Here is a 24613-nt window from a genome sequence, read left to right as displayed (position 1 = left end):
TCAATTAAACAAATATTATTAGGTTAAGCATCAACTTATTTTATAGGATAAGCCTGAAACAAAAATGACTGAGAAAGATATCACCTTCAGATATCATCTCAGTCACTCATACGATGACGTATATGTACGATTAAGTCTATACGTTGTCGTAAATATATATGTTATTAACGCATTCATATTGACACTTTAAATACGTGCGTTATGCTAAATCTATTGGAAGTAAAACATTAAACATTTGTGAAAGCTTCATGTAATTTAGAAAGTTCTTTTTCTAATCTTAACATTAATTGCTTACCATCTTCTTTATCAACTAAACCAAGTTGAACAGCGAAATCAACCTCTTTTTGAAGGCCAAACATTTGAGTATCTAACACTTCTTCATAAAGCGGACAAGAAGGTAAAGTTAAGTTATCCATCTGAACTTTAATAAGATGTAAGATTCTATCAGCATCTTTATTCAACTGGTCATATGCCGCATTATTTAATTTCGATTGGTTAGCCATGACATACTCCCCCTATCATTTCAATTAATATCTTCACATTAGAAGTTTATCTTAATAGGTATTAAAAAGCAAGTGAATTTAAATTAAGTCACTATGATTTTATGTTAAAATAATTAAAGATAAAAAATGAGGGAGTGGGCATATATGATCCAAATTAAGGGTGCAGTTAAGTTTCCTATCTCTTTGGATAGTACAACTTGGATTTTCGATGACAGAAAAGTGAGTATCGATGATTTAGAGCGTGGGGTTTTCGACGGTACTAGACCTGTTAACTTCGAAGATAACACTGAATGGAATCGAGCTATTTTAGAAGGACAAACTAATCCACCTACACTTGATTCAGAAATTAAATATAAAAAGCGTTCAGTTTTAGAAGGATCTTTCGTCATTAATATGACACCATTTTTCAAAAATGCTGAACCACACGATAAAGCAACAGCAATAAAACTTTATAATGATAATGATGCTATCGAAATACCAATTGAATTATTACCTTACTTATTCTTCCAATTCGCGAAAGATGGCAAACGATTATATAGCGACAATGCCGTTGATAGCTTTGTTTATGTGCCAGAGGATGGGTATACATATGAATTCAAATATGTAACTCATATAGAGGTGATTTAATGTGCTAGAAGTTCAATGTATCATTTGTGATACAAAAGTGTTTATTGATGAACAAACAGTTGAGGCTAAACGCTTAAGAAACAATCCTATTCGCACCTTTATGTGCGATGATTGTAAAAGTCGTTTAGATACACCTAAACAACGCAAACCACAAGTGATGGAAGACATTTCTAAAACAGTAAATCATTCAATCGATAAAGATGAATGATAAAAAAAAGGTGCGACTTAAGTTATCCATAACTTAAGCCGCACCTTTTATCTATATTATTGATCTTCTTGCATCATTTGTTTAACGCGTTTTGCTTCTTTTTCACGTGCTGATTTGTTTAAGATTTTCTTTCTTAATCTAATATTTTCTGGTGTAACTTCAACTAATTCATCGTCATTGATAAATTGTAATGCTTCTTCTAAAGTTAAAATTCTAGGACGATTCATCGTTTGAGTTTGATCTTTCGTAGCAGAGCGTACGTTAGTTTGATGCTTCGCTTTCGTAATATTAACTGTTAAATCATTTTCACGGTTATGTTCACCAACTATCATACCTTCATAAACTTCTGTACCTGGTTCCATGAAGTTTACACCACGGTCTTCTAAGTTAATAATTGCATATGATGTAGCTTGACCTTGGTCCATTGAGATTAAAGCACCGTTACGACGCCCACCTATTTGAGCTTTAACACGAGGTCTAAATTCTTCGAAAGTATGGTTAATAATACCATAACCACGTGTCATAGACATAAATTCTGTAGTATAACCAATCATACCACGTGCTGGTACCATAAAGATAAGACGCGTAAGACCATTATCAGTAGTCATCATATCTAACATTTCACCTTTACGTGCACCTAGAGATTCAATTACTGCACCAGCGTTTTCAGAAGGTACCTCACATTGTACACGTTCAAATGGTTCGCTTAACACGCCGTCGATTTCTCTTAAAATAACTTGAGGTTTAGAAACTTGTAATTCAAAACCTTCACGTCTCATATTTTCAATTAAGATTGAAAGGTGTAACTCACCGCGTCCAGCTACAATCCAAGCATCTGGTTGGTCTGTTGGAGTAACTTTTAATGAAACGTCTGTTTCAAGTTGTTGCTCTAATCTTTCTTGAATTTGACGTGCAGTGACATAGTCACCTTCTCGACCAGCAAATGGTGAATTATTTACTCGGAAAGTCATTTCAAGTGTTGGTTCGTCAATACGTAACACAGGTAACGCTTCTTGATGATCATGAGGTGTCACAGTTTCACCAACATTGATATCTTCCATTCCTGACACAGCGATTAAGTCTCCAGCTTGTGCTTCTTCAATTTCTTCACGTTTTAAACCAAAGTAACCAAATATTTTAGTTACTCGGAAATTCTTGATTGAGCCATCTAACTTGATTAATGATACGTTATCTCCAACACGCATTTTACCTCTAAATACGCGCCCAACTCCAATACGTCCAACATAGTCGTTATAATCTAATAATGCGACTTGGAATTGTAACGGTTCATCTTGATTATCAATTGGAGCGGGAACATAATCAATTATTGTTTCAAATAATGATTGCATGTTTTCATCTTGCTTATCTGATTCAAGGCTTGCTGTACCGTTTACTGCTGAAGCATAAACAACTGGGAAATCTAACTGTTCATCATTTGCTTCTAATTCGATAAATAAGTCTAATACTTCATCTACTACGCCTTCAGGACGTGCAGCTGGTTTATCAATTTTATTTACAACTACTACTGGTTTTAAATTTTGTTCTAATGCTTTTTTAAGAACAAAACGAGTTTGTGGCATTGTACCTTCATATGCATCAACTACAAGAACAACACCATCAACCATTTTCATAATACGTTCAACTTCCCCACCGAAATCGGCATGGCCAGGTGTGTCTAAGATATTAATACGTGTGCCTTTATAATCAATTGCTGTATTTTTAGCAAGAATCGTAATACCACGTTCTCTTTCTAAATCGTTTGAATCCATTGCACGTTCGTCTACATGTTCATTTTCTCTGAAAATACCAGACTGTTTAAGCAACTCATCTACTAAAGTTGTTTTACCATGGTCAACGTGCGCAATAATCGCTATATTACGAACATCTTCTCTTAAATTAGTCATTTTATAAATTTCCTTTCTTGAGTAAACTCCCACTTTTAATTACAACTGTTTTATTATATCATATATTAGTGAAAAGATAAGTAAAAGGTGGGGTATGGGATGCAACAAAAAAAATCAAAAGGCATCTTCTGGATATTCTCTATTTTAGCAGTCATTTTCTTAGTATCTTTTAGTTTTGCATTAGGTGCTGCTAATGTTCCATGGATGATTTTAACATTTATATTACTCATTGCAACATTTGGCGTTGGTTTCACTGTTAAAAAGAAATACAGAGAAAACAACTGGCTGTAACATAGACATCTAACATTATAATGTTAGATCAACAAGTTAAAGCAGAGACGATTCAATGTCGTCTCTGCTTTTATTTTTCTCGTTTTCTACCAAATCGCTGTTCATGATGTTTAGCAATCGTCTCTTCAAATTCACTTAAATAGTTATTAAGGATCTCTCGATGAAGTTTTGCGTTAGCCATTAAAATAGAATTAGGGTGGTTCATTTCAAGTCTGTCCCCTAATAAGTTACTACCTACGCCTCCCACTTCATTCAATATCATTAAGCCTCCAGCAAAATCCCATGGTTGTAATCTTGGTGTAAGGTACGCAGCAAGTTGACCTTTAGCCACACTTATAATTTCTAATGCAGCACTACCATAAGCTCTTGCACTTCTAGCGTCCTCTACTATTGGTGCGAACACTTTTCCCATTATTGGTTTAGTTAACCAGTTAGGATTTATACCAATGATACTTGATTTAAGTTCGGAATCTTCAAGAGGCTTTAACTGATGGCTATTTTCAAAGGCACCTTCACCAACTTTAGTGTGGTATAGAACGTCTCTCATTACATCATATACGAACCCAGCGTACGGTTTACCATCATGGTAAATACCAATTGATATCGCAAAATTTTCTTTTTGATGAACGAAGTTTAGCGTACCGTCTATGGGATCTATGACCCAAATGATGCCTTGTGTATCTTTTAAATTATGTCCGTGCCCTTCTTCACCTATAACTCGGTGTTCAGGATAATTGTGATGAATCGTTTCATAAAGATAATTTTCAGTAGCCTTATCAACATTCGTGACTAAATCATTCGGATTAGATTTCATTTCTATATCCAGATCATCTTTCATCATATGACGAACTTTATTACCAGCCTCTAGTATTATTCCCTTTGCAAAATCATATAATGCCATCGTATCATCTCCTATTACTTACCATTATACATGATGTCATCTTCAAAATTATATTAATACACATAGATTTACCTTATTTTAAAGAATTCAAACGCCTAATTAACAAGCTTATACTTTAGGTTAGAAATCCTTAACTATGCTACAATATATGTAATCAATTATTAGGAGGCATAAAATGACTCAATATACATTTGCTCCAAAAGATTTTAAAGCTTTCGATGTCGAAGGTCTAGACAATCGTATGGAAGCACTCAATGAATATGTTAGACCTCAATTAAATAATTTAGGAACATACTTTGCAGATTATTTTAGTACTCAAACTGGCGAAGAGTTCTACCCTCATGTAGCTAAACATGCGCGTCGTAGTGTTAATCCACCTAAAGATACGTGGGTAGCATTTGCTCCTAATAAACGTGGATATAAGATGTTACCACATTTTCAAATTGGATTATTTAGAGACCAATTATTTGTAATGTTCGGCGTAATGCATGAGGCTAAAAATAAAGCCAATCAGATGAAAGTCTTTAAAAAGCATTTCGATAAAATTAAAGACTTACCTGAAGACTATAGTGTTTGCTTAGATCATATGAAACCTGAAAAGACACTTATTAAAGATATGAACGATGACGATCTTCACAAAGCTATTGATCGCGCAATTAATGTTAAGAAAGGTGAATTTTTCATAGCACGAGAAATTCAGCCTTCTGATCAAAGATTAAAAAGTGATAAAGCCTTTCTACAGTTTATTGAAGAAACATTTGATGCGTTTTTAAGATTTTACCAATAATACATCTTCATTTTTAAGCTTGAATGGAATGATTACAATTCTATTCAAGCTTTTTTATAGTCGCACAATATTTTTAGGTTGACCTAACTTTTTGTTTAGGTTAATATATTTTCATAAGATTTTAGGAGTGATATGATTGAAGTTAAAAGACGACAACTATGAACAACAACAAAGTTTAGACGAAATAAATAATACTATTCATTTTGACCATAAAAGTAGTGCAAGTCAGAAGTTTTTAGCATTTTTAGGTCCTGGTTTACTCGTGGCAGTAGGTTATATGGACCCCGGCAACTGGATTACATCCATGCAGGGTGGCGCACAATATGGCTATACCTTGCTATTCGTGATTTTAATCTCAAGTTTAGCAGCAATGTTATTACAAAGTATGACGGTTAGATTAGGAATAGCAACCGGTAAAGATCTTGCGCAAATGACACGTCATTTTTTAAGTAAACCTGTAGCTATCATATTTTGGATTATCGCTGAATTAGCCATCATAGCTACTGACATCGCAGAAGTTATTGGTAGTGCTATCGCGTTAGACTTAATTTTTGGTATTCCATTAATTGTCGGCGCCTTAATTACCGTATTCGACGTTTTCTTATTGTTATTCATTATGCGCTTCGGTTTCAGAAAAATTGAAGCCATCGTTGGAACATTGATATTTACTGTATTAGCGATATTTGTATTTGAAGTTTTTATATCTTCTCCACAATTAACTGATATATTGAATGGCTTTGTACCACATAAAGAAATTGTTACTAATCAAGGCATTTTATATATTGCTTTAGGTATTATTGGAGCGACAATCATGCCTCACAATTTATATCTACATTCTTCAATTGTTCAATCACGTAAATATGATCGACATGACAATGAAGAGAAAGCTCAAGCAATTAAGTACGCTACAATTGATTCAAACCTTCAATTATCTATAGCTTTTGTAGTTAATTGTTTATTATTAACTTTAGGTGCAGCTCTATTTTTTGGAACTAAAACAAATGATTTAGGTGGTTTCTACGATTTATATCATGCCTTAAAAACTGAACCCGTATTAGGCGCAACTTTAGGCGGCGTGATGAGTACACTATTTGCAGTAGCTTTATTAGCTTCTGGACAAAATTCTACTATTACAGGTACTTTGGCTGGTCAAATTGTGATGGAAGGATTTTTACGATTATCAATTCCTAACTGGTTACGTCGTTTGATTACTCGAGCGCTTGCAGTCATCCCAGTTATCATTTGTTTAATTATCTTTAAAGGCAACTCTGAAAAAATTGAACAACTTCTTGTATTTTCACAAGTATTTCTAAGTATCGCATTACCTTTCTCATTAATACCGCTTCAACTTGCTACAAGTAATAAAAAATTAATGGGACCTTTTATTAATAAAACGTGGGTTAATATTATTTCATGGATGCTAATTGTCATTCTAAGTGGATTAAATGTTTACTTAATCATTCAAACGTTCCAAGAATTATAAAAAAATTTATACAATATACTCATAAAAAGAAGCACAAAGATGAATCAATTAAAAATCATCTTTGTGCTTTTTTAGTAGATTAAGTATGTCGAATAATTTACATCTTTAAATAAATTACTTTAAAATTTCTACCCTTTTTAATCCTAATAAATGTATGGATCATCTTTCTTGTGATTTTTTAGTTCTTTGTCTGGATCCCATTCTTCATTATGTGATTGTTTGTTTTCATGATAATTATCGTTAAATTGTTCTCTATTATGAGATTGATTATAGTGTGTATGATTGTTGCGGTCTTTCTTTTTACTAAACAACATAATAGCAGCAATAATCCATAAAATCATTGCAATGAAATTCATAGTTATTAAACCTGTTACTGCAGCAGCTATAAGTAAGGCCCCTGCTAAATTTTTACGCCCTTTGATTGTTAAGGCTCCAAATATCCCTAATATTGTAGAGAATGCTAAAAATCCAATTGAAATCATCATTGAGGCTAACAAAATATCAGAGGATACATTTTGATTATTGCCATACATTTGTTTCATTATATCTTTATATTGTTGTTGATTTTGACCACTTTTCATTACTAAAAGTGATAAACAAGTTAATAATAAATATATAATACTTAAACCATTAGCTATCCATGCTAAGATAGTTTCTGTTTTTCTATTCATATTAGGCTACACTCCTCTTAGTTACATTCTAAAAACAATAATACTAAAAATTAGAACTTATAGCGAACACATAAAAAAAAGTGATTGACTTTTCATTCTAAGTCAATCACTTATATAGTGTTATTTATTTTCCGTGTCGTCTTTGTGTTCAACTTGGTTCTCTTGATTATCTTCTTGAGGTTGTTCACCTTGGAACATTTGACGACGTTCCTCGTAATTCATTCTCCGTTGATTGACTGCACTAGGTTGATTCTTTCTTCTTTCTTTCATGCGTTTATTATAAGCTTTTTTCTTTTCTCTTTTCTTCGCACGAATTTCAGCTTTTTCTTTCTTGCGTTGAGCCTTAAGTTCTCTAGGATCAACTTGAGGTTCTTGTGGCTCTTGGTTGTAAGCATAACCATCCTCATAACCGTAACTATCATCTTCATTTTGATAATAATCTTCTTGGAATTGTTCATCACGCTTAGCTTTTTTAGATTTCTTATTGTATTTCGCCTGTCTAGACATAATCGCCGGTTCTTCTTCTTCCTGCTGAGTGGACTTGTATTCACTTTCTAAAGCACGTTTTGGAAATTGAGCATATTTATCATCTGTCTCATCATAATTATGACTCTCTGACTCATCATTCATATAAGCGTCATGTTGTTGAGGTTCATATTGGTGCTCTGCTTCATAGGCTTCTCTTTGTTGACGTTCTTTTCTGCGTTTACGACGTGTGTTTCTATATTCTTTATTATCACGTGGTTGTTCGTAATCATCGTAATAACCGTGATTGTACCCATCTTCGTAATAGTCATTATGAGAGGTAGACTGTGGTCTACGTTTATCATAGTATTCATAATTATCATAGTATGGTTGTCCATAATCATCATTATAGTGTGCTGGTACGGTTTCTACCCGATTTTTTCTAGCAAACATCATGATAGCGACGATAAAGAATAAAATTGGAATAATTAATGTGACAACTAATAATACCAATGGAATCGTAACTACAGCTGCTAATAGAAATAAGAAACCTGAAAGTATTCTAATATTCATTGAAATTAAAGCTAAGAATGAAATCAATAAACAAATGATGAAGTAAACAATGATAGCCCAAACACCATTTTGTAACCAAATAACAAATTGAGTTGTACTTAAATCATTGTTACCTAAAATTTGTTGAACCAACTCATTATTATTTAATGAATTTTCTAAATTAGCAATCGATGTATCATTACTAAATGATACAAGTGCAATAAACATCGTTACAATCGTCAATATGAGTAAAAATACCCAACTAAACCAACCTAGTACTTTTTCAGTTAGCCGACCGACTGGACGCTTAATTTGTGTGTATTGCTCTCCTGACATCCGCTACAACTCCTTACTTTACTATCAAATCATTATATAAGAAATATGAGTAAATAACTACTATTTATCATCAATCTATTTTAAGTTCATTTTAAAATTTAAAAAGCTTTCGTTATATTCGCTAAGTGTTTTCTGGCCTAAATCCTTATAAACTTCCAAACGATTTTGTTCTTTTTTTGTTGGGTAAAATCTATGGTCTTCTCTAACTTCTTTAGGTAGCTTATCTCTAGCTGCTTTATTAGGCGTTGCATAGCCTACCCACTCTGTATTCTGTTTATTATTTTTCTCATCTAATAAGAAGTTCATAAATTTATATGCGCCTTCTTTATTCTGAGCAGTTTTAGGAATAACCATGTTATCAAACCAAAGATTAGATCCCTCTTTGGGAATGACATAGTTATACTTATTACTACCTTGAACTAAAGGTGCTGCCACACCACTCCAAACTACAGCGATGTTACCTTCATGTTGTTGAAGCATCATTGTTATCTCGTCTCCAACGACACCTCTTACTTGTGGAACTAATTTTTTTAAATCCACTTCAGCTCTTTGAATATGAGAAGGATTGTTATCATTCAAACTATAACCTAATTTGTTTAATCCCATTCCCATCATTTCTCGAGCACCGTCTACTAATAAAATATCATTTTTATACTTAGATTGATACAAATCACTCCAACTATTGAAATTTTCATGAGGATATTTATCTTTATTATATAAAATACCCACTGTACCAAAGAAATAAGGTAATGAATATTTATTATGAGGATCATAAGACATATTCATATAATCAGAATCAAGATTTTTGATGTTGGGTATTTTAGTATGATCTAAAGGAACTAACAAATTGGAACGCTTAAGCTTTTGCACGGTGTACTCACTTGGAAATGCCACATCATAATGTGTACCCCCATTACGAATTTTGGCCTCCATGGCTTCATTTGAATCAAACGTTTCATATACAACTTGTATGCCTGTTTGTTTTTCGAACTTTTTAATCAAACTAGGATCAATGTATTCTCCCCAGTTATAAACATAAATCTTTTCTTGCGTTTGGGTGTTCTCTTTAGATTTAAACCAATGACTCATAACTAAACATAAAATACCAATAATTACTGCAGAAAAGATAAGTTGTAGAAATCGTTTCATTCACTTACACCCCGTTTCACCGTCTTTTGACGTTTAACAAAGTGTTGTATTAAATAATATCCTATGATACCTAATAAAATAACTATAAATAATATAGTCGATATAGCATTAATTTCCATACTTATACCTTTTCTAGCCATTGCATAAACTTCCACAGATAAGACACTAAATCCGTTTCCTGTTACGAAAAAGCTAACTGTAAAGTCATCTAAAGAATATGTTAAAGCCATGAAAAATCCTCCAATAATTGAAGGCATGATATTAGGTATAATGACGCTACTCAATAATTGCGATTCATTAGCTCCTAAATCTCTAGCTGCGTTCAACATGTTATCGTTCATTTCATAAAGTTGTGGTAACACAATAATCACTACGATAGGTATACAAAATGCGATATGTGATGCTAATACAGTAAAGAACCCTAAACCTAAACCAGTAAAATGTCCAATTGCGGTAAACATAATTAAAAATGATGCACCAATAACTACATCCGATGAGACCATGAGTACATTATTCAAAGTCAATAGTGTTACTTTGAATTTTTTATTGCGTAAATAATATAAAGCAATCGCGCCAAACGTACCAATTACCGTAGACACTGATGCAGCTAATAGGGCGACCGCAACCGTGTTAAATATTACAGATATTAATCGATCATCTTGGAAGAGAGTACGATAATGTTCTAACGTGAAATGCTCAAAATGAATCATATTTCCAGCTGAGTTAAATGAATATATCATCAAGAAAAATATCGGTATATAAAGTATTGCTATTAAAATTCCTATGTACATCTTTCCATACCATTTCACGTCGTTCACCCCTTCCCATTAGATGACTTAGATTTAGTTAAGATTAAGATAAAGGCCATAAACATAATTAGGAATAACGCAATGGTAGAGCCCATACCGTAATTTTGAATTGTTAGAAATTGCTCTTCAATCGATGTACCTATATTAATAACTTTATTACCTGCAATCAATCGCGTAATCATGAATAGTGATAACGCAGGTATAAAAGTCACTTGAATCCCCGTCATTACTCCCTCTTTAGTTAAAGGAATGATGACCTTTCTGAAAGTAATTAACGGACTAGCACCTAAATCACTAGAGGCTTGTAATAAGTTATTAGGTATTGCTTTCATACTATTGAATATAGGCAAAATCATAAATGGGATATAAATATAACTTGCAACTAATAAAAACGCTCCACTTGTGAAAAGCATATTAAATACTGGTAAGTGAAAGACATGAAGTGCTTGATTTATAATACCATCATGACTTAATAACCCTATAAAAGCATAGGTCTTCAGAAGTAAATTAATCCACGTTGGAATAATCATTACCATTAGTAATATATTCTGAAATCTAGATTGAGCAATAAAGTATGCTGCTGGATAACTGATCAATAAAGTAATGAGAGTGATTAGAAATGCATACCATATGGAATCCGCAAACATTTTAAAATAGCGCAACGAAAAAATTTGTTCATAATTTGTAAAACTAAAATGACCATGCACGTCTGTGAATGAGAAATAAACAAGTAAAATTACAGGTATAATAATAAAAATAACCATCCATAATAAATATGGAACAAGTAGTAATTTATTGATATTACGCATGGTCTACATCCTCATAACTCTCTATACGCTTATCAAATTCTTCCTCAGTTTCACCAGGTACCATAATATGAATTGCTTCTGGTTCAAAGAATAGACCTACTTCACTTCCAACTTCAGCTTTCTTAGTAGATTGAATAACCCATTCGTAGCCTTTTCTATCAATACAACAAATTTCGTAATGTACACCTCTAAATAGCATTGAATCTACAGTTGCTTTAAAAAGTCCTTGTTCTTTATCAATGAGTGATATGTCTTCTGGTCTAATTACAACTTCTACTTTTTTATTTTCAGGTATCCCCATATCTACACATTCAAAGTTTTGACCATAAATATTCACCACGAAATCTTTAACCATTCTTCCTTCAACGATATTTGATTCACCAATAAAATCAGCGACATAACGATTAACTGGTTCATCATATATATCAATAGGCGTACCAAACTGTTGAATTTTCCCATCTTTCATAACAAAGATATAATCACTTAATGCTAAAGCCTCTTCTTGATCATGGGTCACAAATATGAAAGTGATTCCTAAACGAGATTGAAGTTCACGTAACTCATATTGCATTTCCGTACGCAATTTTAAATCTAATGCAGATAATGATTCATCAAGTAAAAGTATTTCAGGTTCGTTTACTATCGCTCGAGCAATCGCTACACGTTGTTTTTGTCCCCCACTCATGCCTTCAATTTGTCGTTGTTCATAACCTTGTAACTTCACTAGTTTTAAAGCTTCTATGACCTTTTCATCTATCTCAGACTTGCTTAATTTTTTTAATTTTAAGCCATAGGCAATATTGTCATAAACGTTAAGATGTGGAAAGAGCGCATAATCTTGGAATACTGTATTTACTTTACGTTTATTTGGGGGTAACTTTCCGATAGGTTTATTTTGGTATATCACTTCTCCACTGTCAGGATACTCGAACCCAGCAATCAACTTTAATATTGTTGTTTTTCCACAGCCAGAAGGTCCTAATAATGTATAAAAATAACCTGATTCAATATCTAAATCAATTTCATCTAAAATTTGTACATCATCAAAGCCTTTACTTACAGATTTGAATGAAAGTAACGGATTCATAAACATTCCTCCCTATAAATATGAAGCTGTGGCAACAATTAATATTTTCACTTCTTCATGAGTTTCATTGTATAAGCGATGTTTATCTCTCGCCTTAAAATAAAGTACATCTTCAGTACTCGCTTTATAAGTTTGATTACCAAGTAGCAATGACACTTCACCTTCTAAGCAGTATATAAACGTGTCTGACTCAGATGGTTTAAAATTTTTATAGGATGCTCCAGGTTTCAATGTAAGGATCAATGGTTCCATTTCAAATTCATTTGAATCTGTAACTAGCCAATTTAGAATATAACCCCGATCGTATTCATCATATGTAATTTGATCTTTCTTTTTATATAACACTTTCTCACTTGGGCGCTCTTGAAAAAAGTCACTAGCTGATGTCCCAAGAACTTCTAAAATGTTTAAAAACGTCTCTATACTTGGAGACGCATGTTGACTCTCAATCTGAGAGATATACCCTTTTGACAAATCCGTACGTTCAGCAAGTTCTTCCTGAGTAAAATTTTTAATACGTCTTAAATTTCTTAATTTATATCCTATATCCATATTTTTAACCACCTAAAAAAGCTACATTAAGTTTACTAATATCAAACATTTTGTTTAGTGCTTTATAAAAGTAACAGAATATAGCTTTGTAAGCAATAGTTTTATTCAATTGTTTTAGAAAACAAGTAAGTATAAATTTTTAGATAATAAGTGTATCTAAAATCAATTAAGATTCTTTACCAAATCTCTGCTGTTCAGGATATTTATTTACCTCTTGAACAACTTTATAACTATTATATCCGCTTTTATTTTCAAATTCTTTAAAGATTTGTTTTTCTTCAGCTTTGCCAGGTACAATGTCTTTAAATTTTTTATAAGCTTTTTTTACATCTTCACCTTTAACAGAAGATTCATAGTAATTTTCAATTTTATTAAAAAAATGAATGACTTGCATCATTTCTTCATTCGTCCAATCTAAATCTAAAGGATATTGATATTCCATTGTCTTAATAACCTCCTGTAATAATTATGTAAGTACAGTGTATCGGAGCCATTTTTATAAAACAACCGATACAAAAAATAATTAAAAAAGCTGAGACCCGCACATGACGAGTCTCAGCAGTATATAATGATTAATCTTTAACTATTGTGATTAAGGTTTAATAATTACATAGTATGGATTGGATAACCAATTGCTTTTTCAGCAGCTTCCATTGACATTTCACCTAAAGTTGGGTGAGCATGAACAGTTAATGCGATATCTTCTGCATTCATACCTGATTCAATTGCTAAACCTAATTCAGAGATGATATCAGATGCGCCAGTACCAACAACTTGAGCACCAATTAAAGTATCATCTTCTTTAAGTGTAATTAATTTAACAAAACCATTAGTATCATCTAATGATAACGCACGTCCATTAGCTGCATATGGGAATTTAGAAGCTTTAATTGATAAACCTTCTTCTTTCGCTTGAGCCTCAGTGTAACCTACTTGAGCTAATTCTGGTTCAGTGAAGCATACTGCAGGCATACCAATGTAATCAACTTCAGCAGCTTGACCATCAATTGCTTCAGCAGCTACTTTAGCTTCGTAACTTGCTTTATGTGCAAGTGGTAAACCAGGAACGATATCACCAATTGCAAAGATATTCTCAATAGAAGTACGGCTTTGTTTATCTACTTCTAATAAACCACGATCTGCGAATTTAAGACCTAATTCCTCTAAGCCTAATTCATCAGTGTTTGGACGACGTCCTACAGTAACTAATACGTAGTCAGCTTCAATAGTTTGTTCTTCACCATTTGCTTCATACGTAACTTTAACGCCATTGTCAGTTTCTTCAGCAGATTTAGCCATAGCTTCAGTGACAATTTCGATACCTTTTTCTTTCATGCCTTTTTTAACTGGTTGAGTCATTTGTTTTTCGAATCCACCTAAGATGTCTTTAGCACCTTCAAGGATTGTTACTTCTGAACCGAAGTTAGCAAATGCTGTACCTAATTCAGAGCCGATATAACCGCCACCAACAACAACAAGTTTACCTGGAACTTCTTGTAAATTTAAAGCGCCAGTTGAATCGATAACACGCTCACCAAATTCAAAATTAGGAATTTCAATTGGTCTAGAACCAGTTGCGATAATAGCATGTTTGAAATTGTAAGTTTGAGCACTTTTTTCGTCCATAACGCGAAGGCTATTATTATCAACAAAGTATGCTTCACCTTTAACGATTTCAACTTTGTTACCTTTTAATAATCCTTCAACACCACCAGTTAATTTATTTACTACTGATGATTTGAATTCTTGAACTTTCTCGTAGTTTAAAGACACGCTTTCAGCAATAACCCCTAAGTTTTCTGAATGTTGCGCTTCAACAAAACGATGAGACGCGTGTAATAATGCTTTAGATGGAATACAACCAACGTTTAAGCACACACCACCTAAATTACCTTTCTCAACGATTGTTACTTTTTGTCCTAATTGCGCTGCACGAATTGCTGCAACGTATCCGCCAGGACCTGCTCCGATTACAATAGTATCTGTTTCAATTGGGAAATCTCCAACTACCATGTTTTTACCCCTCCATTAATAATAGTTCTGGATTATTTAATAAACGTTTAATGTGATTCATAGCATTTTGACCAGTTGCGCCATCAATTTGTCTGTGGTCAAAGCTTAGTGATAACGCTAATACTGGAGCTGCTATAATTTCTCCATCCTTAACAATAGGTTTTTGAGCAATACGGCCAATTCCTAAGATGGCTACTTCTGGGTGATTGATAACTGGAGTGAACCATTGTCCACCAGCTGAACCGATATTACTGATTGTACAAGTTGCACCTTTCATTTCATCTGAAGTCAATTTACCGTCACGAGCTTTAACTGCAAGTTCATTGATTTCATCTGAAATTTCGAAGATTGATTTACGATCCGCATGTTTAACAACAGGAACTAATAAACCTTTATCTGTGTCAGCTGCGATACCGATATTCCAATAATGTTTGTGTACAACTTCGCCAGCTTCTTCATTAAATGAAGTGTTAAGTGCTGGATATTTTTTAAGTGCAGAAACTAAAGCCTTAACAACATATGGTAAGAACGTTAGTTTAGTACCTTGTTCAGCTGCAATTTCTTTGAATTTTTTACGGTGATCCCATAATTCTTGTACATCAATTTCATCCATTAATGTAACATGAGGTGCTGTATGTTTTGAGTTAACCATTGCTTTAGCAATTGCTTTACGCATAGCAGGGATTTTCTCAGTTGTTTCTGGGAAGTCACCTTCTGGTACTGATTGACTAGCTGAAGCACTAGTTTCTTCACTACCTGTAGATGATGCAGCTGCACTTTCGTTAGAAGCTGAATCAGTGCTTCCACCATTTAAGTATGCGTCTACGTCTTCTTTTGTAATACGTCCGTTTTTACCAGAGCCTGTAACAGCTTTAATGTTTACACCATTCTCACGAGCGTATTTACGTACAGAAGGCATAGCCTTAACTGTTTTATTCTCATCAACTTCTGCTTCTTGAGTAGAAGCTGTTGAAGCTTCCTGAGATTGTGATGATGAAGTTGATTCTTTTTCAGCTGGTGCTTCTTCTTGTTTCTCTTCTTGTTTAGAAGAGTCATCACTATGGCTACCTTTAAATTGCATTTCTTCAGCATCAGGAGCATCAATTTTTACAATAACGTCACCTACTACTGCAACAGTTCCTTCATCTACTAAAACTTCTTCAACAGTTCCGCTAACAGGCGATGGGATTTCTACTACAGATTTGTCGTTTTGCACTTCTGCTAAGACATCATCTTCTTCGATGGTATCTCCAGCTTTAACAAACCATTTTACAATTTCACCTTCGTGGATACCTTCCCCGATATCGGGTAATCTAAATTCAAATGCCACGTTCTTGTCCTCCTAAGATTTTACTTAATCAAATCATTTCAAATACTTATATACTAAAGTTGCAAGTTAAGGAAGCCCTTACAACCTAGTTTACACTTATTCATTACTCATTGCTAAAGTTAGCTACTTAATTTATTAATGAGTTTAAATTAGAACTCTAATGTAGCTTTAGCTTGTTCAACGATGTCATTTTTGTTTGGTAACCAAACATTCTCAGCTTGAGTGAATGGATATACAGTATCAGCTGCAGCTACACGAGCGATAGGTGCTTCTAATGAAAGAATTGCACGCTCAGCTAATTCTGCAGCAACCTGTGCACCTACACCAGCTTGGCGTTGTGCTTCTTGAACAACTACTGCACGACCAGTTTTTTCTACTGATGCAACTAATGTATCAATGTCAATTGGTTGAACTGTACGTAAGTCGATGACTTCGACAGAGTATCCATCTTTTTCAAGCTCTTCAGCTGCTTTGATAGATTCTTGAACCATAGCACCGTACGCAATTAGAGATATATCATTACCTTCTTTTTTAACATTAGCTTTACCAATGTCAATTGTATATTCTTCTTCCGGTACCTCTTCACGGAAAGAACGATACAATTTCATATGTTCTAAGTAGACAACAGGGTCATTACTTTGAATTGCTGAAATTAATAAGCCTTTCGCATCATATGGCCCAGATGGAATAATCACTTTTAAACCAGGTGATTGTGCTAAGATACCTTCTAAATTATCGGCGTGTAATTCTGGAGTGTGTACTCCACCACCAAATGGTGCACGAATAGTAACTGGTGCTGGTTTAGACCCGCCTGAACGGAAACGTGTACGAGCAATTTGACCTGCAACTTCGTCAAATACTTCAAATACGAATCCTAAGAATTGGATTTCCATAACTGGGCGATAACCTGTTACAGCTAATCCTAACGCTAAACCACCAATACCAGATTCCGCTAATGGTGTGTCAAATACTCGATCTTCACCAAATTCTTTTTGTAAACCTTCAGTAACACGGAATACACCGCCGTTAACACCAACGTCTTCACCGAAAACTAAAACGTCTTCGTCTCTTTTAAGTTCACTTTTAAGCGCGTCGTTAATCGCTTGAACCATTGTCATTTGTGCCATGGCTTACTTCGACTCCTTCTCTTTGTAAATTTCATATTGTTCTGATAAATTTTGAGGCATATCTTCATACATAATATCCATTAGAGAAGTAACAGTTTGTTTGTCTGTATTGTCAGCCTCTTTAATAGCTGTTTTAATTTCAGATTTAGCACGTTCAATGACTTCATTTTCTTTATCTTCATTCCAAAGACCTTTTGCTTCTAAATATTTTCTAAAACGTACTAATGGGTCTTTTTTCTCCCACTCTGCGTCTTCATCTGAGGTTCTGTAACGAGTTGGATCATCACCAGCCATTGTATGTGGTCCATAACGATAAGTTAATGTTTCAATTACTGTTGGACCTTCACCTGCAACAGCTCTTTCACGCGCTTCTAATGTAGCTTGATATACAGCTAAAGCATCCATACCATCTACTTGAATACCTGGTACACCAACTGCGATAGCTTTTTGAGCTAATGTTGTTGCAGCAGTTTGTTTACTACGTGGTGTTGAAATAGCGTAATTATTATTTTGAATTACAAAAATAGCAGGCGCTTTATACGCTGATGCAAAGTTGATACCTTCATAGAAGTCACCTTGTGAAGAACCACCATCACCAGTATAAGTAATTGCTACTGCGTTTTTACCACGTTTTTTAAGACCGAATGCTACTCCAGCTGTTTGTACATATTGAGCACCGATAATAATTTGTGGACTTAGTGCATTAACGCCTTCAGGGAATTGGTTACCTTTGAAGTGTCCTCTAGAGAATAAGAAAGCTTCTGTAAGTGGTAAACCATGCCAAATAATTTGAGGAACATCACGATAACCAGGTAGGATGAAGTCTTCTTTTTCTAAAGCATATTGTGAAGCAAGTTGAGATGCTTCTTGACCTGCTGTAGGTGCATAGAAACCTAAACGTCCTTGTCTGTTTAATGAGATAGAACGTTGGTCAAGAATACGCGTCCATACCATTCTTTCCATTAATTCTACTAATTGTTCATCTGTTAAATCAGGTACTAAGTCTTCATTTACGACATTACCATCCTCATCCAAAATTTGAACCATTTCAAATTTCGATTGAGTTTCATTTAATACTTTAACTGCATCGAATTGGGCTTGTAACTTAGGAGCCATTCAATTCACCATACCTTTCCCATGTAAATAGAAATTCATTTTATCCTCCCTAATTGTATCACAAATGATTTTTCCTGTTAAACGATTTCATAAAGTTCTGTTTCAATAGAAAAAGATACAGTTGCACGGTCTGTTATAGTACTTTCCGCACAACTGTATCAGTCTGATAATTTATTTTAATTGATCTACGTCTTGTTTCTCTTGAGTAACCTTTCTCATCGCTTTTGAGTAGGTATTGAATTTTTTATTCATATCTTTATATGCTTTTGATAAATCTTTAGATTTACTGTCTACTTCTGATTGTGTAGCACCATCTTGGTTCAAGAATGTAAACAGTTCTTTTTCTTTGTTTAAAGCTTTTTTGTAAGCCTTTGCATATGCATCATGTGCTTCGTATTTTTCTTTGAGTGCATCATTAAGTTGAGTTACTTCTTTTTTCTTAGCCGAGTTATCAATATGATTCATATACTGTTTAGCTTTTTTAAATTCTTTTTCAGAATTATTCAATGCTTGTTCTTCGTTTTTAAATTCTTTTTGACGCTTCTCTACATTTTTTACGATATCTTCTGCAGCTTGTTTTCTTGTATTCTGATCTTTACCATTTACTTTTTTAAATAATTTTTGTTTCTTTTCTTCTAAATCATTTATTTTTTTACTAGTACTATTTACTGATTTTTCTTGGTCAAAAGCTTTTTGAACTTGGTTGTCATATTTTTTAATTTCTTTTTTGTCAGTTGTACATCCAGCTAATAACACTGTTGACGTTAGGACAATTGCGACAGTTTTACCGAACTTCATTAACTGTTACCTCCTCATAGTTGTTCGCTTGTAATATTAAATAATTATTGTTCATAAATCAATATACACTAATAAAACGATTCATTGAAGCTAAATGGAATAGTCTAAAGTGTCTGTTCCACATATAATATAAAACCTTCATTCAAAATCAAATACCTATTAATGTACTAATCTCTATAGTATCTGATATATTATTACTTAAGGAAGGTGTATGACATGTTAACTATGAAAGATATTATTAGAGACGGTCATCCAACGCTTCGTGAGAAGGCTAAAGAATTAAGTTTCCCTCTTTCTGAAGAAGATAAAGAAACTTTACGCTCTATGCGAGAGTTTTTAATTAATAGTCAAGATGAAGAAACTGCAAAACGTTATGGATTACGTTCTGGCGTTGGTTTGGCAGCTCCACAAATTGATGTGGCTAAAAGAATGATAGCAGTTTATTTACCAGACGATGGTAATGGAAAATCTTATGATTATATGCTCGTCAATCCTAAAGTTATGAGCTACAGTGTGCAGGAAGCTTATCTACCAACTGGCGAAGGTTGTTTGAGTGTTGACGAAAACATTCCAGGATTAGTACACCGTCATAATAGAGTGACAATTAAAGCTCAAGATATAGACGGTAATGAAGTTAAACTAAGATTAAAAGGCTATCCAGCAATTGTGTTTCAACACGAAATTGATCATTTAAATGGCGTTATGTTTTATGATTATATTGACGCTAATGAACCACTTAAACCTCACGACGATGCAGTCGAAGTTTAAGTAAAATTATTAAACTTATATACACTTTATCAAGTTGATAACTTATCACGCTTGATGAAGTGTATTTTTTATTTTTCAAAATAAAAATATTACTATATATAATAATACGTATGACTCAATAATTAGTAAGATAAAACTGCTTTATTTATTCAAATACATCATGTAAAATATAACTTAACTGAAATCTTAGTATATCAATACTAATTTCTAATTAGGAACGACACTATTACCCTAGAAAACATACTGGGCAGTGAAATTAAACGAACATATATATTAAAGTTTAGATTGAGCTGGTATGTTTCTAAATAAAATATTAGAACACTAGATTATTGAAGACTTAATTGTATGCATGAATATTCTTTAATAACCCGAGTATTAATGACTAGGGTCGTAAATAAATTATGGAAATTATTCTAGGAGGAAATATATAAAATGGCAGTATTTAAAGTATTTTATCAACATAATAAAGACGAAGTCATCGTTCGTGAGAACACTCAAACAATTTATGTTGAAGGACAAACTGAAGAACAGGTTCGACGTTATTTGAAAGATCGTAATTATAATATTGAGTTTATTACTAAATTAGAGGGCGCACATTTAGACTATGAGAAAGAACACTCAACTCACTTCAATGTGGAGAATGCTGAATAATGAAGCAATTACATTCTAATGAAGTAGGTGTGTATGCACTTGGTGGTTTAGGTGAAGTTGGTAAAAATACCTACGCCATCGAGTACAAGAATGAAATTGTTATCATTGATGCAGGTATTAAATTCCCAGATGATAACTTACTAGGAATAGATTATGTTATTCCTGACTACACTTACTTAGAACAGAACCAAGACAAAATTGTAGGTCTGTTTATTACTCATGGACACGAAGACCATATAGGTGGTGTGCCCTTCCTATTAAAACAAATTAATGTACCTATTTACGGTGGTCCATTAGCATTAGGTCTCATACGCAATAAATTAGAAGAACATCATTTACTTAGAACTACTGAGTTACATGAAATTGATGAGAGTAGTGTTATAAAATCTAAGCATTTTGAAATATCATTCTATTTAACTACTCATAGTATTCCTGAAGCATACGGAGTTATCGTTGATACACCAGAAGGTAAAATTGTTCATACTGGTGACTTTAAGTTTGATTTCACTCCAGTTGGAGAGCCAGCTAATATAGCTAAAATGGCTAAACTGGGAGAAGAAGGCGTACTATGTTTATTATCTGACTCAACAAATTCACTAGTACCTGATTTTACACTTAGCGAACGTGAAGTTGGACAAAACGTTGATAAGATTTTTAGAAATTGCAAAGGCCGTATCATTTTTGCGACCTTCGCATCTAATATTTATCGTGTACAACAAGCAGTTGAAGCAGCGATAAAATATAATCGTAAAATCGTTACTTTTGGTCGTTCAATGGAAAATAACATAAAAATTGGTATGGAGCTTGGATATATTAAAGCACCACCTGAAACATTTGTTGAACCTAATAAAATTAACAATATACCTAAACACGAATTGTTAATTCTTTGTACTGGTTCACAAGGTGAACCAATGGCTGCATTATCAAGAATTGCAAATGGTACACATAAACAAATCAAAATTATACCTGAAGATACTGTTGTATTCAGTTCATCTCCTATTCCAGGTAACACTAAAAGTATCAATCGCACTATAAATGCTTTATATAAAGCTGGTGCGGATGTCATTCACAGTAAGATTTCAAATATTCACACGTCAGGTCATGGTTCACAAGGTGACCAACAATTGATGCTACGTTTAATTCAACCTAAGTATTTCTTACCTATTCATGGTGAATATCGTATGTTGAAAGCACATGGTCAAACGGGTGTTGAATGCGGTGTAGATGAGGATAATGTATTCATTTTCGATATCGGTGATGTCTTAGCTTTAACACATGATTCAGCTCGTAAAGCTGGAAGAATCCCATCAGGTAATGTGTTAGTAGACGGTAGCGGTATTGGAGATATCGGAAATGTAGTTATTAGAGATCGTAAACTACTTTCTGAAGAAGGTTTAGTCATTGTTGTTGTAAGTATCGATTTTAATACTAATAAGTTATTATCAGGACCTGATATCATTTCACGTGGCTTTGTTTATATGCGCGAATCCGGTCAACTTATTTATGACGCACAACGTAAAATTAAAACAGACGTGATATCTAAATTAAATGGTAACAAAGATATTCAATGGCATCAGATTAAATCATCAATTATTGAAACACTTCAACCTTATCTATATGAAAAGACAGCTCGTAGACCGATGATTTTACCAGTAATTATGAAAGTGAATGAAGATAAAGGTAACAATAAACCTTCTAATAAGAAAAATAACAAACAAGATAAAAATGAGTCTAAATAACATTTTTAACTTATAAAATTTATCTGTTTAAATATTTAAGGCAAGGACACATGTCCTTGCCTTTTATTTATTTCTCTTTCTAACAGTAGTTCCTATTACAATCATTAGAAATGAAATAAACATAATTAAATAAATAAGTCTGTAACCAATTGGGCTTTTGATGACATTATCATTATTAATTAAGATAATGTCTATAATCATGAGTGTGATAATACTAAGTATATATAGCTTGTTTTTAATTAACATTTTTTTACTCCTTTAGTTTTCACTCTAGTTGTTGCATGAGTATATATTTTTACGATGTCTTTTTATCTAATATGCGTTGATATTCTTTATATTTATATGGGTTTTTTACTTTTTCACCATTTATGTATACTAAAGGAACTTTCTTAACTTTTTTCTTTTTAGCAACTTTTTTATCATCATTAGCCATTTCCCATGCTTTACTATCTTTTTCTTTATACATTTTCTTAACTTTTTTTATTTCTTCATCATTCAAGTTAAGTTTATCTATTTGCTTATCTAATAATCTATTAGTAATCCAAGTTTTATGGCTATTTTTAGGTTGTTCGTTAAAAATTAAGTGATTAAATTTTAAATACTCTTTATCAGATATGAGTTTGACTGCTAATGCTGCTCGTCCAGCTTTTATAGAGTCTTTACCTAAGAAACCGAGATTAACAAAATTAACTTCCGCTTTGTCTTTTTTTATATAATCTTTTTTCAATTTAGGAACGATAGTATTTTCAATTTTTTTACAATAGGCACATTTGTAATCACCATAAATTGTTATGCATTTAGTGCGGTTTGAATGATTATTAAATGAGCCATTTTTTATGTTCGAACAACTACATAATAACAAAACAATTACTAACAATGATGTGCATTTTAAAACAAATTTACACATATCCACTCTCCTTATTAATTTTTTCAAATTTAATGTTAACATCATTGTTTTAAAATTTTTGTTATCTTCCCTAATTGATATATTCTATTTCTCAAGTGTTTACGCAAAACTTAATAAATTATAGATTTAATCAATCACAATATTTCATATTTTATTTTGTTTTTAAATTGATTGAAGCTTTATTATTTTTTTATGTATAGATTAACATTAAATTGTATGATGGGTATAACCGACTCAATTAAATAATTCTATACAGAAAAAGCTTATAAATGAATTTTAACTCAATTCATTTATAAGCTAAAAGAAAAAACGTATATCTTAATTTATCATCACCAATTATTTAGCTATATTTTTCTCGAAACGACCTAAATCATTATCATGACCAATCATGATTAAAATATCACCAATCTCTATACTAAGATTCGGATCTGGGGAAACGATAAATTCTTTCGCTCGTTTAATTGCAATGATATTTATGCCATATTGTGCTCGGATGTCTAAATTAATTATAGTCTGTCCAGCCATTTTTTCAGTCGCTTTAAGCTCTACAATTGAATGCTCATCAGCAAGTTCTAAATAATCTAATACACTCGCACTTGCTACATTATGCGCTATACGTCTACCCATATCACGTTCTGGGTGAACGACAGTGTCTGCACCTATTTTATTTAATATTTTAGCATGGTAGTCGTTTTGTGCTTTTGCAGTTACCTTTTTAACACCTAACTCTTTTAAAATTAAAGTAGTTAACGTACTTGATTGAATGTTTTCACCAATGGCCACAATGACATGATCAAAGTTACGTATACCTAAACTTTTCATGACCGCTTCATCAGTCGTATCAGCTACAACTGCATGTGTTGCGATATCACTATATTCATTAACACGATTTTCATCATTATCAATTGCCATGACATCCATATCTAAAGCGTTAAGTTCTCTAACAATACTGCCACCAAAACGACCTAGTCCAATAACGACGTATTCTTTATCCATATGCGTCCTCCATTAAATAAAAGAGAAAAAGAGA

General features: G+C 33.0%; 26 protein-coding genes. 8 read left to right on the top strand and 18 right to left on the bottom strand.

The window, feature by feature from the left end; translation table 11 throughout:
• Window positions 1-227: 227 nt before the first annotated feature.
• Entirely contained in the window at window positions 228-503 is a 276-nt protein-coding gene (locus tag CM54_RS02510) for a YlaN family protein (RefSeq protein WP_002435383.1), read from the bottom strand.
• Window positions 504-647: 144 nt separating this feature from the next.
• Here CM54_RS02510 and CM54_RS02505 point away from each other — a divergent pair, with 144 nt between their 5' ends.
• Both CM54_RS02505 and CM54_RS02500 read left to right on the top strand, forming a co-directional pair.
• Entirely contained in the window at window positions 648-1130 is a 483-nt protein-coding gene (locus CM54_RS02505; protein ID WP_023350458.1) for a hypothetical protein, read from the top strand.
• 1 nt (window position 1131) lies between these two features.
• Window positions 1132-1338, top strand: a complete 207-nt coding sequence (locus CM54_RS02500) for a DUF2197 domain-containing protein (RefSeq protein ID WP_037548713.1) — start codon at window positions 1132-1134, stop codon at window positions 1336-1338.
• Between the two features lie 56 nt (window positions 1339-1394).
• Here the strand turns inward: CM54_RS02500 and typA are convergent, their stop codons facing one another.
• The gene (gene typA, locus CM54_RS02495) at window positions 1395-3242 is read right to left on the bottom strand and encodes a translational GTPase TypA (protein ID WP_030065215.1); all 1848 of its coding nucleotides are present in this window, start codon (window positions 3240-3242) and stop codon (window positions 1395-1397) included.
• Between the two features lie 99 nt (window positions 3243-3341).
• Between typA and CM54_RS02490 the strand changes: the two genes are divergently transcribed.
• Entirely contained in the window at window positions 3342-3533 is a 192-nt protein-coding gene (locus CM54_RS02490; RefSeq protein WP_002435391.1) for a DUF5325 family protein, read from the top strand.
• A gap of 70 nt (window positions 3534-3603) precedes the next feature.
• Here CM54_RS02490 and CM54_RS02485 read toward each other — a convergent pair whose 3' ends face one another.
• Window positions 3604-4434, bottom strand: coding sequence for an inositol monophosphatase family protein (locus CM54_RS02485; protein WP_037548711.1), 831 nt, complete (start codon window positions 4432-4434; stop codon window positions 3604-3606).
• A gap of 175 nt (window positions 4435-4609) precedes the next feature.
• Here CM54_RS02485 and CM54_RS02480 point away from each other — a divergent pair, with 175 nt between their 5' ends.
• Together CM54_RS02480 and CM54_RS02475 are read left to right on the top strand one after the other, a co-directional pair.
• Entirely contained in the window at window positions 4610-5221 is a 612-nt protein-coding gene (locus CM54_RS02480) for a YktB family protein (protein WP_002435449.1), read from the top strand.
• Window positions 5222-5357: 136 nt separating this feature from the next.
• The gene (locus CM54_RS02475; protein ID WP_030065211.1) at window positions 5358-6704 is read left to right on the top strand and encodes an Nramp family divalent metal transporter; all 1347 of its coding nucleotides are present in this window, start codon (window positions 5358-5360) and stop codon (window positions 6702-6704) included.
• Window positions 6705-6847: 143 nt separating this feature from the next.
• On the opposite strand, the gene CM54_RS02470 is transcribed toward CM54_RS02475, so the two are convergent.
• From CM54_RS02470 to CM54_RS02410, 13 genes are all read right to left on the bottom strand, one after another.
• Window positions 6848-7375, bottom strand: coding sequence for a DUF4064 domain-containing protein (locus tag CM54_RS02470; RefSeq protein ID WP_030065209.1), 528 nt, complete (start codon window positions 7373-7375; stop codon window positions 6848-6850).
• Between the two features lie 120 nt (window positions 7376-7495).
• Window positions 7496-8728, bottom strand: a complete 1233-nt coding sequence (gene auxB / locus CM54_RS02465) for a lipoteichoic acid stability factor AuxB (RefSeq protein ID WP_037548709.1) — start codon at window positions 8726-8728, stop codon at window positions 7496-7498.
• Between the two features lie 75 nt (window positions 8729-8803).
• A complete protein-coding gene (locus tag CM54_RS02460; RefSeq protein WP_037548707.1) occupies window positions 8804-9877 on the bottom strand; it encodes an ABC transporter substrate-binding protein in 1074 nt (357 codons plus the stop codon).
• Window positions 9874-10686, bottom strand: a complete 813-nt coding sequence (locus CM54_RS02455; RefSeq protein ID WP_030065202.1) for an ABC transporter permease — start codon at window positions 10684-10686, stop codon at window positions 9874-9876. The genes CM54_RS02460 and CM54_RS02455 overlap by 4 nt, the downstream gene beginning before the upstream one ends.
• Before the next feature lie 5 nt (window positions 10687-10691).
• Window positions 10692-11495 carry an ABC transporter permease gene (locus tag CM54_RS02450; protein ID WP_037548704.1) on the bottom strand — a complete coding sequence of 268 codons (804 nt, stop codon included), beginning with the start codon at window positions 11493-11495 and terminating at the stop codon, window positions 10692-10694.
• Window positions 11488-12582, bottom strand: coding sequence for an ABC transporter ATP-binding protein (locus tag CM54_RS02445; protein ID WP_037548702.1), 1095 nt, complete (start codon window positions 12580-12582; stop codon window positions 11488-11490). Before CM54_RS02445 ends, CM54_RS02450 begins: the two co-directional genes overlap by 8 nt.
• 12 nt (window positions 12583-12594) lie before the next feature.
• A complete protein-coding gene (locus CM54_RS02440; protein WP_002435290.1) occupies window positions 12595-13134 on the bottom strand; it encodes a helix-turn-helix domain-containing protein in 540 nt (179 codons plus the stop codon).
• A gap of 166 nt (window positions 13135-13300) precedes the next feature.
• Complete coding sequence (locus CM54_RS02435; RefSeq protein ID WP_002435331.1) at window positions 13301-13576, bottom strand: UPF0223 family protein; 276 nt, start codon at window positions 13574-13576, stop codon at window positions 13301-13303.
• Window positions 13577-13740: 164 nt separating this feature from the next.
• Complete coding sequence (lpdA, locus tag CM54_RS02430; protein ID WP_002435425.1) at window positions 13741-15147, bottom strand: dihydrolipoyl dehydrogenase; 1407 nt, start codon at window positions 15145-15147, stop codon at window positions 13741-13743.
• Window positions 15148-15151: 4 nt separating this feature from the next.
• The gene (locus CM54_RS02425) at window positions 15152-16477 is read right to left on the bottom strand and encodes a dihydrolipoamide acetyltransferase family protein (RefSeq protein WP_002435418.1); all 1326 of its coding nucleotides are present in this window, start codon (window positions 16475-16477) and stop codon (window positions 15152-15154) included.
• A 149-nt stretch (window positions 16478-16626) separates the two neighbouring features.
• A complete protein-coding gene (locus tag CM54_RS02420; RefSeq protein WP_002435445.1) occupies window positions 16627-17604 on the bottom strand; it encodes an alpha-ketoacid dehydrogenase subunit beta in 978 nt (325 codons plus the stop codon).
• A gap of 3 nt (window positions 17605-17607) precedes the next feature.
• Window positions 17608-18720: a pyruvate dehydrogenase (acetyl-transferring) E1 component subunit alpha gene (gene pdhA / locus CM54_RS02415; protein ID WP_002435429.1), complete on the bottom strand. Its 1113-nt coding sequence runs from the start codon at window positions 18718-18720 to the stop codon at window positions 17608-17610.
• A 171-nt stretch (window positions 18721-18891) separates the two neighbouring features.
• Window positions 18892-19518, bottom strand: coding sequence for a YkyA family protein (locus tag CM54_RS02410; protein WP_023350467.1), 627 nt, complete (start codon window positions 19516-19518; stop codon window positions 18892-18894).
• Window positions 19519-19734: 216 nt separating this feature from the next.
• Between CM54_RS02410 and def the strand changes: the two genes are divergently transcribed.
• The 3 genes from def to rnjA all read left to right on the top strand — a co-directional run bounded on the left by def (window position 19735) and on the right by rnjA (window position 22676).
• Window positions 19735-20286 (top strand): peptide deformylase, encoded by a 552-nt coding sequence (gene def / locus CM54_RS02405; RefSeq protein ID WP_023350468.1) that lies wholly within the window; start codon window positions 19735-19737, stop codon window positions 20284-20286.
• Window positions 20287-20718: 432 nt separating this feature from the next.
• Window positions 20719-20937, top strand: a complete 219-nt coding sequence (locus tag CM54_RS02400) for a DNA-dependent RNA polymerase subunit epsilon (protein WP_002435438.1) — start codon at window positions 20719-20721, stop codon at window positions 20935-20937.
• Entirely contained in the window at window positions 20937-22676 is a 1740-nt protein-coding gene (gene rnjA, locus CM54_RS02395; RefSeq protein WP_002435458.1) for a ribonuclease J1, read from the top strand. Before CM54_RS02400 ends, rnjA begins: the two co-directional genes overlap by 1 nt.
• A 295-nt stretch (window positions 22677-22971) precedes the next feature.
• Here rnjA and CM54_RS02385 read toward each other — a convergent pair whose 3' ends face one another.
• Entirely contained in the window at window positions 22972-23583 is a 612-nt protein-coding gene (locus CM54_RS02385) for a DsbA family protein (protein ID WP_037548690.1), read from the bottom strand.
• 336 nt (window positions 23584-23919) lie between these two features.
• A complete protein-coding gene (locus CM54_RS02380; RefSeq protein ID WP_002435479.1) occupies window positions 23920-24579 on the bottom strand; it encodes a potassium channel family protein in 660 nt (219 codons plus the stop codon).
• Window positions 24580-24613 lie beyond the last annotated feature (34 nt).

The organism is Staphylococcus sp. TE8, from assembly GCF_000692055.1.
In the GTDB taxonomy this organism is placed as follows: domain Bacteria; phylum Bacillota; class Bacilli; order Staphylococcales; family Staphylococcaceae; genus Staphylococcus; species Staphylococcus capitis.
Note: the sequence above shows the minus strand (reverse complement) of the source record. Positions and strands in the feature narration are given on the sequence as shown.

Excerpts from the sequence above, each read along its gene's own strand:
- CM54_RS02510 (WP_002435383.1), bottom strand. The coding sequence starts at position 503 with ATGGCTAACCAATCGAAATTAAATAATGCGGCATATGACCAGTTGAAT.
- CM54_RS02505 (WP_023350458.1), top strand. The coding sequence starts at position 648 with ATGATCCAAATTAAGGGTGCAGTTAAGTTTCCTATCTCTTTGGATAGT.
- typA (WP_030065215.1), bottom strand. The coding sequence starts at position 3,242 with ATGACTAATTTAAGAGAAGATGTTCGTAATATAGCGATTATTGCGCAC.
- CM54_RS02490 (WP_002435391.1), top strand. The coding sequence starts at position 3,342 with ATGCAACAAAAAAAATCAAAAGGCATCTTCTGGATATTCTCTATTTTA.
- CM54_RS02485 (WP_037548711.1), bottom strand. The coding sequence starts at position 4,434 with ATGGCATTATATGATTTTGCAAAGGGAATAATACTAGAGGCTGGTAAT.
- CM54_RS02480 (WP_002435449.1), top strand. The coding sequence starts at position 4,610 with ATGACTCAATATACATTTGCTCCAAAAGATTTTAAAGCTTTCGATGTC.
- CM54_RS02470 (WP_030065209.1), bottom strand. The coding sequence starts at position 7,375 with ATGAATAGAAAAACAGAAACTATCTTAGCATGGATAGCTAATGGTTTA.
- auxB (WP_037548709.1), bottom strand. The coding sequence starts at position 8,728 with ATGTCAGGAGAGCAATACACACAAATTAAGCGTCCAGTCGGTCGGCTA.
- CM54_RS02460 (WP_037548707.1), bottom strand. The coding sequence starts at position 9,877 with ATGAAACGATTTCTACAACTTATCTTTTCTGCAGTAATTATTGGTATT.
- CM54_RS02450 (WP_037548704.1), bottom strand. The coding sequence starts at position 11,495 with ATGCGTAATATCAATAAATTACTACTTGTTCCATATTTATTATGGATG.
- CM54_RS02445 (WP_037548702.1), bottom strand. The coding sequence starts at position 12,582 with ATGAATCCGTTACTTTCATTCAAATCTGTAAGTAAAGGCTTTGATGAT.
- CM54_RS02440 (WP_002435290.1), bottom strand. The coding sequence starts at position 13,134 with ATGGATATAGGATATAAATTAAGAAATTTAAGACGTATTAAAAATTTT.
- CM54_RS02435 (WP_002435331.1), bottom strand. The coding sequence starts at position 13,576 with ATGGAATATCAATATCCTTTAGATTTAGATTGGACGAATGAAGAAATG.
- lpdA (WP_002435425.1), bottom strand. The coding sequence starts at position 15,147 with ATGGTAGTTGGAGATTTCCCAATTGAAACAGATACTATTGTAATCGGA.
- CM54_RS02420 (WP_002435445.1), bottom strand. The coding sequence starts at position 17,604 with ATGGCACAAATGACAATGGTTCAAGCGATTAACGACGCGCTTAAAAGT.
- pdhA (WP_002435429.1), bottom strand. The coding sequence starts at position 18,720 with ATGGCTCCTAAGTTACAAGCCCAATTCGATGCAGTTAAAGTATTAAAT.
- CM54_RS02410 (WP_023350467.1), bottom strand. The coding sequence starts at position 19,518 with ATGAAGTTCGGTAAAACTGTCGCAATTGTCCTAACGTCAACAGTGTTA.
- def (WP_023350468.1), top strand. The coding sequence starts at position 19,735 with ATGTTAACTATGAAAGATATTATTAGAGACGGTCATCCAACGCTTCGT.
- CM54_RS02400 (WP_002435438.1), top strand. The coding sequence starts at position 20,719 with ATGGCAGTATTTAAAGTATTTTATCAACATAATAAAGACGAAGTCATC.
- rnjA (WP_002435458.1), top strand. The coding sequence starts at position 20,937 with ATGAAGCAATTACATTCTAATGAAGTAGGTGTGTATGCACTTGGTGGT.
- CM54_RS02385 (WP_037548690.1), bottom strand. The coding sequence starts at position 23,583 with ATGTGTAAATTTGTTTTAAAATGCACATCATTGTTAGTAATTGTTTTG.
- CM54_RS02380 (WP_002435479.1), bottom strand. The coding sequence starts at position 24,579 with ATGGATAAAGAATACGTCGTTATTGGACTAGGTCGTTTTGGTGGCAGT.